Origin of the sequence: Streptomyces sp. APSN-46.1 (assembly GCF_022815725.1) — a bacterium.
Taxonomy (GTDB): domain Bacteria; phylum Actinomycetota; class Actinomycetes; order Streptomycetales; family Streptomycetaceae; genus Streptomyces.
On sequence record NZ_JALGRF010000012.1, the window covers coordinates 146775 to 160830 of the forward strand.

The window sequence follows — 14056 nt, forward strand, 5'->3', positions numbered from 1 at the left end:
TCTCAGACCCTGCGCGGGGAGGCGTCAGGGGGCGGGAGGCGGAAGGCGGGAGTGGTCACGCGGGGAAGGGCCTGGAAGGCCGTCGTCCGGCTGATGGAGCGAAGTGCGTCGGATGTCGAATGCGACGCGCTCACATGTCACATGGATCGACAGAGCATGGCGGCGACGCGACACAGGTCTACTGCCCGTCGCTTCGTGAGGTCCGCCTGCTGATGCTTCATAGCCATGGATCGTAGGGACGAATCAGCCGCCCTGTCACCGGTGTGTCATATTCCGAGACAGGATCGTCCGAATACTGGGAACGAGAGCGCCGGAGAGGCCGCCGCGACGCCTCCGGGACCCTCCGTGCGGCCCGCCTTTCTGCGGATCGGACCGCGCCGTCTCACGATCCGGCCAGCGCCACGTCCGTACCGCTCAGCGTGAGGTGGACGCCGCTCTCGTCCGAGGTCAGCGCGGACAGCTGGAGCCCGGCCGGGAGGCCGCCGTCGAGCCGCCGGTCGAAGTCGGTCTTCTTGCGGATCATGTTCTCGATGCCGGGCATGCCCTCACCCGGGACCTGGTCGGCGCGAACCCGGACGATCTTGCCGCCCCGCGCGTCCTTGGCGTCGACGAGGGTGACGGTCGACACCACGCTGCGCGTGAGCGTCTTGCCGAGGACGTCCACCTTCGCGGTCACCTTCACCTTGCCCGGGGCGCCGCCGTAGGTCAGCGTCACACCGCTCTGCGCGGCCTCGGCCTCGGTCAGGTCCGGGTACGTGATGAGCGCGGTCCCCTCCGCGCGCTCGGCGGTGCCGCCGCTGTAGTTCCCGTCGAGCTTCACCCCGCGGAAGCTGGCGTCGAGCCGCGAGAGCCGCGTCTTGCGGCCGTCGGCGGTCGCCTCGACGTCCTTGAGCTTCAGATCGACCTGGTCGAGGTCGCGGCTGAGCGCCTGGGTGAGGAAGGGAAACCCGTGGATCTCCACCTCCGCGCCTCCCACCTGCCCCTGCCGGGCCTGGATGCGGTCGGCCAGCCGGTCCTCGGCGTAGCCGACCGCCCAGCGGTCGGCGCCCGCGAGGAGCGCCCCCAGGATCACTCCGATGATCACAACGACACGCAGAGCGCGCACGTGTCCCTCCCCCTGTAGATCGGTACGTGCGTTCTAGTGGACCACGCCGTGACCATGCCGTGACCTTGGGGGTGGACAGGAGGCGCCCGGCGGCCCGGCCCGAGCGCCCCGCCGGCCGGTCGGCCGACCGGTCAAGGTCAGCCGGTCGGTCGGTCAGCCCACCACCCGGCCGATCAGGTACACGGCGGGAGCGGCGACGGCCAGCGGCAGCGCGACCCCGGCCGTCATGTGCACGAACTTGGACGGATAGTCGTACGCGGCCACGCGCAGCCCGATCAGCGCGCACACCCCGGCGACCAGGCCGAGCAGCGCACCGCCGCCCGCCCCGACGGTCAGCCCGCCGACGGCGATGCCCGCACCCGCGGCCGAGGCCAGCGAGACGCCGACGGAGGGCGCGGTGGGCAGCGGCAGCGCCCGAGCGAAGACGGCAGCGGCGACGGCGACACCGCCGATGGTGACGGCGTCGGACCCGGCGGCCAGGTAGCCCGCGCAGACGATGGCGAGGGCGGCGGCGGCCACCGAGGCCATCAGCCCGTACATCCGCTCGTCGGGGTCCGCGTGGCTGCGGAGCTGGAGCACCAGCGTGAGCAGCACCCAGGCGCCGAGGGTGCCGATGATCGCGCCGGGGCCGTACGTACGGTCCACCGCGAGCACGGCCGCGTCGGCGACCAGGGCTCCGAGGAAGGCGAGGGCGATGCCCTGGCGGGCCGGCCACATGCCGTTGAGGCGGAACCAGCCGGCCGCGGTGAGGCCTTGCAGGGCGATCAGCGGCAGGAGCAGGGCGTACTGCCCCAGGGCGGCGGCCACGGCAAGCAGGATCCCGAGCGCGGCGGTCAGCAGGGCCGACTGCGGACCGGGGTCGATGATCGGCGACCTGCCCTCGGCGCGGGCCTGGGCGGGATCGACGGCGCGCAGGGTGTTGCCCGCCAGGGTGGGCGGGGAGTACTCGGGCTCGGCGCCGGGCGCCAGGGGCTCCGCCGGGGCCACCGGCTCGACCGGGGCGGCGGCCTGGGGCGGGAGGTACGCCGTCTGCTCGGCGGCGGCCTCGCGCACGGGGGGCAGGTACGCCGTCTCGGCGACGGCCTCGCCCTGCGGCCACGCCCCGGCCTGCGACCACTCCGACGGCGCGACCGGCTGCTGCGCGGCCTCCTCGCGGAACCAGCTGTCCGGCGCCACCGCCTGCGGCTGCTGCTGCGGCTGCTGCTGGACCGGCGGGAGGTACGCCGTCTCGGCGACGGCCTCGCCCTGCGGCCACGCCCCGGCCTGGGACCACTCCGACGGCGCGACCGGCTGCTGCGGAGCCTGCGGGGCCTCCTCGCGGAACCAGCTGTCCGGCGCCACCGACTGCTGCGGCTGCTGCTGCGGCTGCGGCTGCTGGACCGGCGGCAGGTACGCCGTCTGCTCAGCGGCACCGGCAGCGGCACCGGCGCCCTGCGGCCACGGCGCGGCCTCGGGCCACTCGGGCTGTGCGGGCTGCTGCGGAACCGGGGGGGCCTCGTCGCGGAACCACCCCTCCGGGGCCACCGGCTGCCCCGGCACGCCGCCCAGCGGCGGGTGCACCGGCTGGTAGCTGGTGTCCCAGGTCTCCGACTGCCAGGTCTGGGTCCCGTACGGGTCCTGCGGGTGCTGCTGATGGTTCTGCTGCTGCTGGTTCTGCTCTTCGGGAGTACTCATCGGGTTCCGCTCACCCGCCCGCGAACGGCGGGAGCACCTCGACGGTGCCCCCCTCGGTCAGCAGGACGGCATCGTGCGGGCGCTTGCCCACGGGCTCGTCGTTCACGAGGAAGGAGCAGCGCAGCAGGACCCGGGTCAGCTCCCCGGGGTGGCGTTCCCGCACGCCGTCGAGTGCCTCGGCCAGTGTCCGCGCCGAGTACGGCTCCTCCGCCGTCTTGGCCGCGGCCTTGGCCGCCGCCCAGTAGCGGATGGTTCCGGTTGCCACTGCAGCTCCTATCGTCGGCTCTCTACCGTCGGCCTCCATCATGAACCCTCGGACCACCGACCCCGGTGTGCCTCCACGCGCCCCGTATGCGCCCCGGCTCCCCGGCCGGAGCATCGTCGAAGCCGCCGATCCGGTGAAAACGGGGCATAGCCTGGGGTTGGGGTTAAGGGTGTCGCGAACCACAGAAGACAGATTGGGAGAAGCCTCGGCCCGGAAAGGGACGGTGGGCTATTCTGGCGGCGTAGAGGATCCGGGCAACGTAGCCCCCGGGTCCTTTTGTGCTTTCAGCACGTTGAACGGAACGAGAACAAACGAGAACAGTGGTGCCGATCCGGGCCTCAGGGCGCGGGGCCGGATGGGCGCCGTGTACGAAGCAGTGCCGCGAAAGTCCTCGACGGGACCGAGGAGGAACCGACGTGATGGACCAGCGAGACGTGCAGAACCTCTCCACCGGGGCAGGTGGTCCGGCATGAGCTCTCTCCTGCTGCTGACCAACGCCCTGCAGCCGTCGACCGAGGTGCTGCCCGCCCTCGGCCTGCTGCTGCACAACGTACGCGTGGCCCCGGCCGAGGGTCCGGCCCTGGTGGACACCCCGGGCGCCGACGTGATCCTCGTCGACGGCCGCCGCGACCTCCCGCAGGTGCGGTCGCTGTGCCAGCTGCTGCGCTCCACCGGGCCCGGCTGTCCGCTGATCCTCGTGGTCACCGAGGGCGGCCTGGCGGCCGTCACCGCCGACTGGGGCATCGACGACGTCCTCCTCGACACCGCCGGCCCGGCCGAGGTCGAAGCGCGGCTGCGGCTGGCCACCGGCCGCCAGCAGCTGGGCTCCGACGACTCCCCGATGGAGATCCGCAACGGCGATCTGTCGGTCGACGAGGCGACCTACTCGGCGAAGCTGAAGGGCCGGGTCCTCGACCTCACCTTCAAGGAGTTCGAGCTGCTCAAGTACCTCGCGCAGCACCCCGGCCGGGTCTTCACCCGCGCCCAGCTGCTCCAGGAGGTCTGGGGCTACGACTACTTCGGCGGCACCCGGACCGTGGACGTCCACGTACGGCGGCTGCGGGCGAAGCTCGGTCCCGAGCACGAGTCGCTGATCGGCACGGTCCGTAACGTCGGCTACCGCTTCGTCACGCCGGAGAAGGTGGAGCGGGCCGCGGCGGAGGCGGCTGCCCAGGCGGCGCAGAAAGCGGCACAGCAGGCGGCCCAGCAGGCAGAGCAGCAGGTCGCCGCGCAGGCCGCGGCGGCCGTCACCCGGACGGACGAATCACCCGTGATCGTCCAGTCGGCAGGACGCCCTGCCCAGAGGTAGGTCACCCCGCGTAGACTTCCGCGCGTGGCCAAGGTGACGCGGGACGACGTGGCGCGACTTGCGGGTACCTCTACCGCCGTCGTGAGCTACGTCATCAACAACGGACCCCGGCCGGTTGCCCCGGCCACGCGCGAGCGTGTCCTCGCCGCGATCAAGGAGCTGGGCTACCGCCCGGACCGGGTCGCGCAGGCGATGGCGTCGCGGCGCACCGACCTCATAGGCATGATCGTCCCGGACGCCCGCCAGCCGTTCTTCGCGGAGATGGCGCACGCGGTCGAGCAGGCCGCCGCCGAGCGCGGAAAGATGGTCCTGGTCGGGAACTCCGACTACCGGGACGAGCGCGAGGTCCACTACCTGCGGGCGTTCCTGGGGATGCGGGTCTCGGGGCTGATCCTGGTCAGCCAGGGCATGAGCGAGCGCGCCGCGTCCGAGATCGAGGCGTGGGACGCACGGGTGGTGCTGCTGCACGAGCGCCCGGAGGCCATCGACGACGTCGCGGTCATCACGGACGACATCGGCGGCGCCCAGCTGGCGACCCGGCACCTGCTCGAACACGGTCACGAGTACGTCGCCTGCATCGGCGGCGTCGAGAACACCCCGTCGGTCGGCGACCCGGTGGCCGACCACGTCGAGGGCTGGCGCCGGGCCATGCGGGAGTCCGGCCGCTCGGTGGAGGGCCGGCTCTTCGAGGCCCCGTACAACCGCTACGACGCGTACCAGGTGGCCCTGGACGTCCTGTCCGGACCGAACCGTCCCCCGGCGATCTTCTGCGCCACGGACGACCAGGCCATCGGCGTCCTGCGGGCGGCGCGGGAGCTGCGGATCGACGTGCCGGGGGAACTGGCCGTCGCGGGCTTCGACGACGTCAAGGAGGCGGCGCTGACGGACCCGCCGCTGACCACCATCGCCTCGGACCGCCCGGCGATGGCGCGGGCCGCGGTGGATCTGGTGCTGGACGACGGCCTGCGGGTGGCCGGCTCCCGCCGGGAACGTCTGAAGCAGTTCCCGTCGGCCCTGGTGATCCGCCGCTCCTGCGGTTGCCGTTAGCGTCTCTGATCAGCTTAGTGATCCTGTGCCAGACAGAGCGTCTGGTTCGGGGACGTGTTCCCACCGTGGTGGGGTGGCGTGGGCGTGGTGGTGGAATCCCGCGCCCACTGCCGCCCCTCGCGGCTGATGCCGGGTGGTGGGTGTGCTGATCGTCGGCACGTCCTGGTGCCGGTGGGCTGCGCGGGGCAGCCGCTTCCGGTCCGTGTGAGCGTGTCCCTCCGGACGCTTGCCAGCAGGGCCGCAAGGCCGTGCTGGGGAGGGTGCCCTGCGTCGCCTGGGCGCGGGGCGTGCTGTCTGCCGCCGCGTCGTACCGGTCTTGGACCGGTCGGCGCGGCTGATCTTCGGCGGGGTGGGTGTGATGACCGCGCCCGCTTCGAGTCGGTCCACGACGGTGCGGATGGCCATCGCGCCGGTGGTGCGGTCGCAGGCGGTCTTGGTCTGGTGGGCGAGTCCGCGCGCTGCGATGCGCTGCCAGGCACCCTGGTCGCGGTCGCCCTGCCAGCCGCAGCCGGGATTCGGGCAGGTGGCCCATTTCCAGCCGGGGACGGTGGGCCGGTCGGGGGCCTTGCGGTGCCGCAGCGGGGTCAGGCATTCCGGGCAGTGCCTGGAGGTGTTCCTGGCGGGGACGGCGACCACGGCGATGCCGGTCTCGGAGGCGAGGTGCCGCATGTGCTCGACGATCTGCCCGCGTACCTGCTGGGAGAGACGGGTGTTCATGGTGCGGCCCATGCCACGGGCTTCCATGGAGCGAAGGTCCTCGACGTAGATGACGCTCGCCCCGGCCGCGATGGCCTGATCCAGCGCCCACCTCGCGGCGGCCCACGCCAGGGCGTCATTCAGGTTCGACCGGCGCGCGGACACGTACGCGATCTCATCGCTCAGAACAGTGTGCTTGGCGGCCAGGGCGTGCTGTTCGTCCCCGGCCGTCAGCCGCTGGTAGTGGCCGGCCTTGGCATGCAAGAACTCGGACAGGCGGCGCAGCCGGTGCTGCTTGGCGAGGACTCCGGCCGTCCGGAACATGCCCCCGGCCCCGAGGGCGGTGATCCGCCCGTCGTCGTGCAGCCGGGCCGCGCCCGCGCTGAGCAGGGTGTTCAGGCCCCAGTCCACACCCAACGCGACCCTGTGCCCGGTGCGGGCCGCCTTCGGCACCGGGTGCGTGTAGGCGAGGTCGGCGCGGACGCGGCCCTGGTGCGGGCGCAAGGTGGGCAGGTGCAGCACCGCGCCCGCCGGGACCGTCAGCGGCAGGGTGAGCGGGCAGGCCACCCACGACCAGTCGCGATAGGACTGCGGGTCCGGGCGGGTGGGCAGCTGCAAGCGCAACAGCGCACGACCCGGCTCGGTCTCGTGACGTTCGTTGGTCGCCTGCTGCCCGTCACACGCCGACAGCAACAGCAACCGAGCCGTCCTGGGCGCGCCCTCCACCTCGAACACATCGACCGGCAGCCGCCCGTGCTTCTTGGCGAATGCGGCGATCTGCCGGGTGCGGGAGGTGATGACGCTGGACGGCAGATGCTCTCCGTCCGACACCGCCGCGCGGACCGCATCCCACTCCTGCGGCGTGCGCTTGCCGGGGTCGGCGGGCCAGGCCGCGAGCAGTCCGGCGGTCAGGTCGGCCCGCCAGTGCGCCGAGCGCAGCAAACGTCCGGCCTGCTCCTGCGCCATGCGAACGATCCGGTCATTGACCCGAACACCTTCGGGCGGCGCGGCGGTCCAGCCCAGACGCCGCAAAGCCATCCACGCGTTCGACGGCAGCTTCCGCCCGCCCGCGTCCACCCCGGAGGCCAGCAACTCCACGTCGGCGGCGTTCCAGTGGTCGGCCAGCAGCTCGGTGACCATGGCGGCCACCAGACCGGCCGCCCAGCCGACCCGCTCCGCCAGCACGGAGCCGGACATGAGCTCGCCGGTCTGCTCATCCACACCCGTCCGCAGCAGGCCACGGGCACAAGCGGTCCGGGCGGTCTGGCCCGCGGCGAGCGCCACCTTCCGACTCAACCCCCACCTCCCCTGCCACCGGTGCTGTCATCCGATCAACGACACCTCGCGCGAAAGGTCACCCATTCGACCCACGAACCCACATCCGGCACCCCGCACCGGACGAACACCACCGCGAGAACACCACACGATCACCACGGATCCCTAAGGAACCACGTGAGCCTCCGGCGGTCGGCTGGTCGGCGGTCGGCGGTCGGCGGGCGATCCGGGCCCGCGGCCCCCTGCGCCGGCTGCCGTTGGCCATTTCCCGCGGCCCGGCCTCCTGGGGCTCCGCCCCAGACCCCACGCCTCAAACGCCGGCGGGGCTGGATTTGCCGTGCGGCCTTATATCCGGCATACGCGGTTCTGTCGGGCTTCTCAGGTCAGACTCAGGAAGCTCTCATGATGCGCGGACAGAGTCGTGTCCATGACCGAGAGCTTCCGCCGCGAAGGCGAGTACCCGCAGGAGAACTCCCCGGCTCAGCGCGCGTTCGGCGAGGGCTGGCAGGACGCCGCGTACCCCGCGCCGCCCGCGTACGCCCCGGCCCCCGGATGGCACGAAGCACACCAGCCGCCGGTGATCGAGGGCGAGACCGCCCCGGCGGCCCCCCGCGCCAAGCGCCCCGTCGGCCTGCTCGTGGCCGTGGCCCTCGCCGCCGCCCTCGTCGGCGGCGGCACCTCCGCCGCCGTGGAGCAGTTCCTCGGCGACAAGGCCTCCGGCGGCAACGGCGTCAGCGGTACGAACGTCTCGCAGTCCAACACCGGCACCGGCACCGGCACCGTCTCGGGCGTGGCCGAGCAGGTCAGCCCCTCCGTGGTCCGCATCGACACCCGCACCGGCTCCGGCCAGGGCACCGGTTCCGGTGTCGTCGTCACCGCCGACGGCGAGATCGTCACCAACAACCACGTCGTCAGCGGCGCGAGCCAGATCCAGGTGACGATGAGCGACGGCAAGAAGTACGCCGCCAAGCTCGTCGGCGCCGACCCCGACAAGGACCTCGCGCTCATCAAGCTCCAGGGCGCCACTGGCCTGAGGCCCGCCAAGCTCGGCAACTCCGACGGCCTCAAGGTCGGCGAACAGGTCGTGGCCATCGGCTCCCCCGACCGCCTCACCGGCACGGTGACCAGCGGCATCGTCTCCGCGCTGAACCGCGAGGTGAACGTACCGAAGTCCGAGCAGCGCTCCCCGCAGAACCGGCAGGGCGCCGACGGCGGCTGGCCCTTCTCCTACGACGGCCGCCAGTTCAACGGGAACACCGGCTCGAACACCACCTCGTACAAGGCCATCCAGACGGACGCCTCCCTCAACCCCGGCAACTCCGGCGGCGCCCTCGTCAACATGAACGGCGAGATCGTCGGAATGCCCTCCGCGATCTACTCCCCCGGCGGCGACAGCTCCACCGCCGGCAGCGTGGGCCTCGGCTTCGCCATCCCGGTGAACACCATCAAGGCCGACCTGGACTCCCTCCGCAAGGGCGGCCCCGGGAACAGCACCGGGAACGGCAACGGCAACGGCAGCGACGGCGGCAACGGCTTCGGGACCTCCTACTAGGGGGCGCATGCGAGCCTGGTAGCACCGACACCACCGACCCCTGGGGACCGAGATGACCGCCGAAGGCGACCCGCAGCGCATCCTCGTCGTCGACGACGAACCGGCCGTCCGTGAGGCCCTGCGCCGCAGCCTCGCCTTCGAGGGGTACGGGGCGCAGACCGCCGTCGACGGCCTCGACGCCCTCGACAAGGCGGCCTCGTACGCCCCGGACCTGATCGTCCTGGACATCCAGATGCCCCGGATGGACGGTCTGACGGCGGCCCGCCGGCTGCGCGCCGCCGGCAGTGTCACCCCGATCCTGATGCTCACCGCCCGCGACACCGTCGGCGACCGCGTCACCGGCCTCGACGCGGGCGCCGACGACTACCTCGTGAAGCCCTTCGAGCTGGACGAGCTGTTCGCCCGCGTCCGCGCCCTGCTGCGACGCAGCTCGTACGCCGCCCGGGCGGCCGCCGACGGCGCCACCGCCGAGGACACGCTGGCCTTCGGCGACCTGCGGATGGACCTCGCCACCCGCGAGGTCACCCGGGCCGGGCGCCCGGTGGAGCTGACCCGTACCGAGTTCACGCTGCTGGAGATGTTCCTGGCGCACCCCCGGCAGGTCCTGACCCGCGAGCAGATCCTCAAGACCGTCTGGGGCTTCGACTTCGAGCCCAGTTCCAACTCCCTGGACGTGTACGTGATGTACCTGCGCCGCAAGACCGAGGCCGGCGGCGAGTCCCGCCTCGTCCACACCGTGCGCGGGGTGGGCTACGTACTGCGCGCGGGCGAGAGCGGGCCCGAGTGAGATCCTCCGCGTTGAATCCCGCCGCGAGATTCCGCGCCCTGCCGCTGCGCTCCCGCCTCGCGCTGCTGGTCACGGTCGCGGTGGCGGTGGCCGTCGCGGCGGTCGCCGCCGTCTCCTGGGTGATGGTGCGGACCCAGCTGGGCGACCAGCTCGACCGCTCCCTGGTGGCGACCAACCCGAACGCGCAGGTGGTACGGGTGCTGCGGGACGGCTGCGTGACCACGCCCGCCCGGCCGACGCAGGAGATCGCCGGGAACCTGAACGCGACCGTCCAGATCGTCTTCGCCGACGGCGGCCACTGCTGGGTGGGCGGGCTGTCCACCCTGCCGGTCACCAAGACGGACCGGGAGATCGCCGCCGGGCAGCGCCAGCCCACCCTGCACGACGTGACGACCACCGACGGCACCGCGCTGCGCGTCTACACCCAGACCGCGCAGGCGAACGGCCAGCTGTTCGCGATCTCCATCGCCAAGCCGCTCGCCGACATCGACAAGCCGCTGTCCACCCTGGCCTGGATCCTGCTCCTGGTGAGCGGCATCGGTGTCGTCGGCGCCGGCGCGGCCGGCCTGTGGGTGGCCCGTACCGGGCTGCGGCCGGTCGACGAACTCACCGACGCCGTCGAGCACGTCGCCCGCACCGAGGACCTCACCGTGCGGATCCCCGTGGACGGCGAGGACGAGATCGCCCGCCTGTCCCGTTCCTTCAACGCGATGACGGCGGCGCTCGCCTCCTCCCAGGAGCGGCAGGCCCAGCTGATCGCCGACGCCGGCCACGAGCTGCGCACCCCGCTGACCTCCCTGCGTACCAACATCGAGCTGCTCGCGCGCAGCGAGAGCACCGGCCGGGCCATCCCGCCCGAGGACCGCCGGGAGCTGCTGGCCTCGGTCAAGGCGCAGATGACGGAACTGGCCGCGCTCATCGGGGACCTCCAGGAGCTGTCCCGCCCGGACGCGCTGGCGAGCGGGCCGCTCCAGGTGGTCGCGCTGCACGAGGTCGCGCGGAGCGCGCTGTCCCGTGCCCGGCTGCGCGGTCCCGAGCTGGACTTCACCTCCGACGTGGCGCCCTGGTACGTACGGGGCGAGGCGGCGGCGCTGGAGCGGGCAGTGGTCAACGTCCTGGACAACGCGGTGAAGTTCAGCCCGCCGGGCGGCACGGTCGAGGTGTCGCTGCGGGCCGGCGAGCTGACCGTACGGGACCACGGGCCCGGTATCCCGGCCGAGGACCTGCCCCACGTGTTCGAACGGTTCTGGCGTTCCTCCTCCGCCCGCGCCCTGCCCGGCAGTGGGCTGGGGCTGTCGATCGTGGACCGTACGGTGCGGCGCGCGGGCGGCACCGTCGAGCTGCGGGCGGCGCGGGACGGCGGCGCGGGTACGGAGGCGGTGCTCCGCATCCCGGGGGCGCCGACCCCGCCGCCGACCCCGCCGCCGGCCCCGCCACCGGCCCCGCCACCGGCCCCGCCGCCAGCAGCGCCGCCGGCCGAGAGGTCCGCGCCGGCCGAGAGGCCCGCGCCGGCCGAGAGGCCCGCGCCGGCCGAGAGGCCCGCGCCGGCCGAGAGGCCCGCGCCGGCTGACCGGCCCGCGCTGCCGTCAGTTGTGCCGGATCAGTGAGGCCACCAGGCCCGACCGGGTGCCCGGGAAGTCCATCGGGACGATCCCGAGCCCGGTCCGGCCGGCCAGCTCGCCGCCGTCGACGAACGCGTGGACCTGCGGGTTGAGGCGGTCGGAGTTCCAGCGCGGCGGCATGTACGCCGAGGTGCTGGTGTAGTTCACGAAGAGCTTGCCCGGCTGCTGGACGGCCCGGCGGAAGTGGTTCTCGATCTTGCCGCGTTTGGCGAAGGGCTCGGCGTTCCAGTCGTCCTGGATGTCGAAGACGTTGCCGTCCCCGTAGCGCAGGCCGGGCAGCCCGCCGTTGTCCGCGAGGAGCACCACCTTGCCGCGTGCCTGCCCGAGGGTGGGCAGCGTGTCCGCGATCCGGAACAGGGGCCGCCAGCCCCGGTTGTTCAGATAGTCGTCGAAGACGGCCCGGAAGGTGGCGTCGCTCTCCCCGGAGTACTCCTGTTTGAGTCGCATCAGCACGGTCTCGGAGGGGTGCGCGGCGAGGAAGTTCCAGCAGGCCACGAGGACGTCCCCGAACATCAGGTTCTGGTAGTACGCGCCGTGGTGGATGGCGAACGAGCCGCCGGTCACCCGGCAGCGGACGTCGAGGAAGCGGATCCCGGAGTCGAGCTGTTCGGCGATCGAGGTGTTCTGGCAGGCGACGTACAGCCCGCCCTGCCGGGCGCCGGAGTCGTGGGTGCCGGGGACGGTCATCCGCTGGAGGGCGGTGGAGTCGCCGAGTCCGGCCATCCAGTCCTGGGTGCCGAGTACCCGCGCCGTGCCTGCGACCGCGCTCCGTGCCGTGCCCCGCGTCGCGGCGGTGGCCGGTGCCGCCGCCCCTAATCCCGCGGCGGCGCCCGCGCCCACCGCCGCCGCCCCGATCAGAAACGCCCGCCGATCCAGTGCCATGCCCGCCCCTTTGCCGACCGAATGGTGGCGGGATTGTGACTCCTCCATCCCGCAAAGGGAATGGCTCCTCGCTATGCCGGTTGGGCTTTGCGACGGACCAGCCCGGCCCGTAGGACATTCAGGGCGCCCACCGTGTCCGCGTGCGCGTTGTGGCCGCAGGACTGGCAGTGGAACTCTTCCTGTGTGGGCCGGTTCTCCTTGGCGGTGTGCCCGCATTCGGGGCACATGCGGGAGGTGTTGCGGGGGTCCACGGCGATCACTTCCCGTCCGGCGCTTTCAGCCTTGGCACGCAGGATCGTGAGGAACACCCCCCATCCGGCATCGTTGATCGACTTGTTCAGTCCGGCCTTCGCTGCGGCCCCGTTGGGCAGGAAGTGGCCCGGCCTGTCAGGGTCCGGCTTCGCCTCAGGGGCCCTGCTCATGTTGCGGATCTTGAGGTCTTCGTGCGCGATCAGGTCGTGCCCGCGCACGAGACCGAGCGCGGTCTTGTGGGCGTGGTCGAGCCGCTGGCAGCGCACCTTGCGATGCAGGGTGGCGACGCGTTCGACGGCCTTGCGGCGGCGCTTCGAGCCGCGCTTGCACCGAGACTGCGCCTGCTGTGCGGACGCCAGCTTCGCGGCCGCCTTGCGGCCATGTCGGGGGTTCTCGACGAACCCGCCTCGGGAGTCGGCGAGGAAGTTGGATATGCCCAGGTCGATTCCCACCACGCTGCCGGTGACAGGCAGCGGCTCGCGTGCGGTCTGCTCAACGGTGAGCACCACGTACCAGCGCTTGCCCTCACGCTTGACCGACACCGTCTTGACCTTGCCGACCACCGGCCGGTGCTGATGCACCTTCACGTGCCCGACACCTTGCAGGCGGACACGGGTGACGGGGTCGTGCGGGGTGGAGTCCCACCGGCAGCCGTCGCCGTCCTTGGGGAACACCACCGAGTCAAACCGACCCACCCCGCGGAACCGGGGATAGCCGCAGCCCGCCCCTCCGGTTCAAGCGGGGCGACCACCCTACACTTGGTTAACCTAGCGCCACGCTGAGCACCCGACTCCGATGCCGATCGCCGAGGTTACACCGGAACCAGCAGCGTCCATCCGCCCGTCACAGCGGAGGCACAGGGTACTCCCACACTCCACTGCCAACGGTCAGCTTTCGAGCAACTCCACCATGGAGCGCAGCCCTTGGAGGATCTCGCGCCCGTCCGGTGCGTGCTCCGGGTCGGTCAGGGTCTGCACCATCACACCGCTCAGCAGCGCGATGTGCAGCGACCCGAGGGCCCGTACGTCCTCCTCGGCCACCTCGCCCTCGGGGACCCCGCGCAGCTGGGCGGCCACCATGCGCCGGGAGCGGCGTTGCCCCTCGGCCAGGATCGCGAGCAGCTCGGGCGAGGACTGGGCGTGGACGAAGGCCTCGACGTTGGCGATCCACAGCCAGCGCATCTCGCCGAAGTCGCGGATCTTGCGGTCCCAGGTGTCGGCGTACCGCTCCGCGGCGGTGTCGCCCTGCCCGGTGAGCCGGCCGGATCCGGCGGCCCATTCGTCCATGGCGGCGAACAGCGCCTGGTTGAGGAGGGCCTCGCGCGATCCGAAGTGGTAGCCGATCGCCGCCATGCTCACGTTCGACGCCGAGGCGATATCGCGCACGGTCGTGCGCAGGTACCCCTTCTCCTCCAGGCAGCGGCGCGCTCCGGCCAGCAGGTCCTCGCGATTTCCCATGCGCGGATCGTATCCGCGCCCCCGATTTGGGCGATCGCCCAAGACAAACGTATTGCGCGCTTGCCCAACAACTGGCAGCCTGATGCCCGGGCCCACCGAGCAGCACGGAACCGGGCAGCACGGACCCGAGCAG

Annotated in this window: 12 protein-coding genes and 1 pseudogene; 5 read left to right on the plus strand and 8 right to left on the minus strand. The window is 72.3% G+C overall.

The window, feature by feature from the left end:
• Window positions 1–137 precede the first annotated feature (137 nt).
• From MTF65_RS30755 to MTF65_RS25815, 4 genes are all read right to left on the minus strand, one after another.
• On the minus strand, window positions 138–227 hold the full coding sequence (locus MTF65_RS30755) for an Ms5788A family Cys-rich leader peptide (protein ID WP_350875872.1): 90 nt from the start codon (window positions 225–227) through the stop codon (window positions 138–140).
• 155 nt (window positions 228–382) lie between these two features.
• On the minus strand, window positions 383–1105 hold the full coding sequence (locus MTF65_RS25805) for a DUF2993 domain-containing protein (RefSeq protein ID WP_243631328.1): 723 nt from the start codon (window positions 1103–1105) through the stop codon (window positions 383–385).
• A gap of 153 nt (window positions 1106–1258) precedes the next feature.
• A complete protein-coding gene (locus tag MTF65_RS30365; RefSeq protein ID WP_279399521.1) occupies window positions 1259–2779 on the minus strand; it encodes a hypothetical protein in 1521 nt (506 codons plus the stop codon).
• 10 nt (window positions 2780–2789) lie between these two features.
• Window positions 2790–3044, minus strand: a complete 255-nt coding sequence (locus MTF65_RS25815) for a MoaD/ThiS family protein (protein WP_243631330.1) — start codon at window positions 3042–3044, stop codon at window positions 2790–2792.
• Between the two features lie 469 nt (window positions 3045–3513).
• On the opposite strand from MTF65_RS25815, the gene MTF65_RS25820 reads away from it, so the two are divergent.
• Together MTF65_RS25820 and MTF65_RS25825 are read left to right on the plus strand one after the other, a co-directional pair.
• Window positions 3514–4353 (plus strand): response regulator transcription factor, encoded by an 840-nt coding sequence (locus tag MTF65_RS25820; RefSeq protein WP_243631331.1) that lies wholly within the window; start codon window positions 3514–3516, stop codon window positions 4351–4353.
• A gap of 24 nt (window positions 4354–4377) precedes the next feature.
• Window positions 4378–5400, plus strand: coding sequence for a LacI family DNA-binding transcriptional regulator (locus tag MTF65_RS25825; protein ID WP_243631332.1), 1023 nt, complete (start codon window positions 4378–4380; stop codon window positions 5398–5400).
• Between the two features lie 9 nt (window positions 5401–5409).
• On the opposite strand, the gene MTF65_RS25830 is transcribed toward MTF65_RS25825, so the two are convergent.
• Window positions 5410–7392: a transposase gene (locus MTF65_RS25830; protein WP_243631334.1), complete on the minus strand. Its 1983-nt coding sequence runs from the start codon at window positions 7390–7392 to the stop codon at window positions 5410–5412.
• A 406-nt stretch (window positions 7393–7798) separates the two neighbouring features.
• Here MTF65_RS25830 and MTF65_RS25835 point away from each other — a divergent pair, with 406 nt between their 5' ends.
• From MTF65_RS25835 to MTF65_RS25845, 3 genes are read left to right on the plus strand one after another with little or no spacing between them, the layout of a single operon-like run.
• Window positions 7799–8923, plus strand: a complete 1125-nt coding sequence (locus MTF65_RS25835) for a S1C family serine protease (protein ID WP_243631335.1) — start codon at window positions 7799–7801, stop codon at window positions 8921–8923.
• A 52-nt stretch (window positions 8924–8975) separates the two neighbouring features.
• Window positions 8976–9710 carry a response regulator transcription factor gene (locus MTF65_RS25840; protein ID WP_243631336.1) on the plus strand — a complete coding sequence of 245 codons (735 nt, stop codon included), beginning with the start codon at window positions 8976–8978 and terminating at the stop codon, window positions 9708–9710.
• A complete protein-coding gene (locus MTF65_RS25845; RefSeq protein WP_243631337.1) occupies window positions 9707–11317 on the plus strand; it encodes a cell wall metabolism sensor histidine kinase WalK in 1611 nt (536 codons plus the stop codon). The genes MTF65_RS25840 and MTF65_RS25845 overlap by 4 nt, the downstream gene beginning before the upstream one ends.
• On the opposite strand, the gene MTF65_RS25850 is transcribed toward MTF65_RS25845, so the two are convergent.
• The 3 genes and pseudogenes from MTF65_RS25850 to MTF65_RS25860 form a co-directional block, all read right to left on the minus strand.
• On the minus strand, window positions 11297–12214 hold the full coding sequence (locus MTF65_RS25850) for a phosphatidylinositol-specific phospholipase C (protein WP_243631339.1): 918 nt from the start codon (window positions 12212–12214) through the stop codon (window positions 11297–11299). The two genes, MTF65_RS25845 and MTF65_RS25850, sit on opposite strands and share 21 nt — an antisense overlap.
• 71 nt (window positions 12215–12285) lie before the next feature.
• Window positions 12286–13182 (minus strand): annotated as a pseudogene (locus MTF65_RS25855) (RNA-guided endonuclease InsQ/TnpB family protein); the annotation flags it as partial.
• 171 nt (window positions 13183–13353) lie between these two features.
• Window positions 13354–13923, minus strand: coding sequence for a TetR/AcrR family transcriptional regulator (locus MTF65_RS25860; protein ID WP_243631340.1), 570 nt, complete (start codon window positions 13921–13923; stop codon window positions 13354–13356).
• Between the last annotated feature and the right edge of the window lie 133 nt (window positions 13924–14056).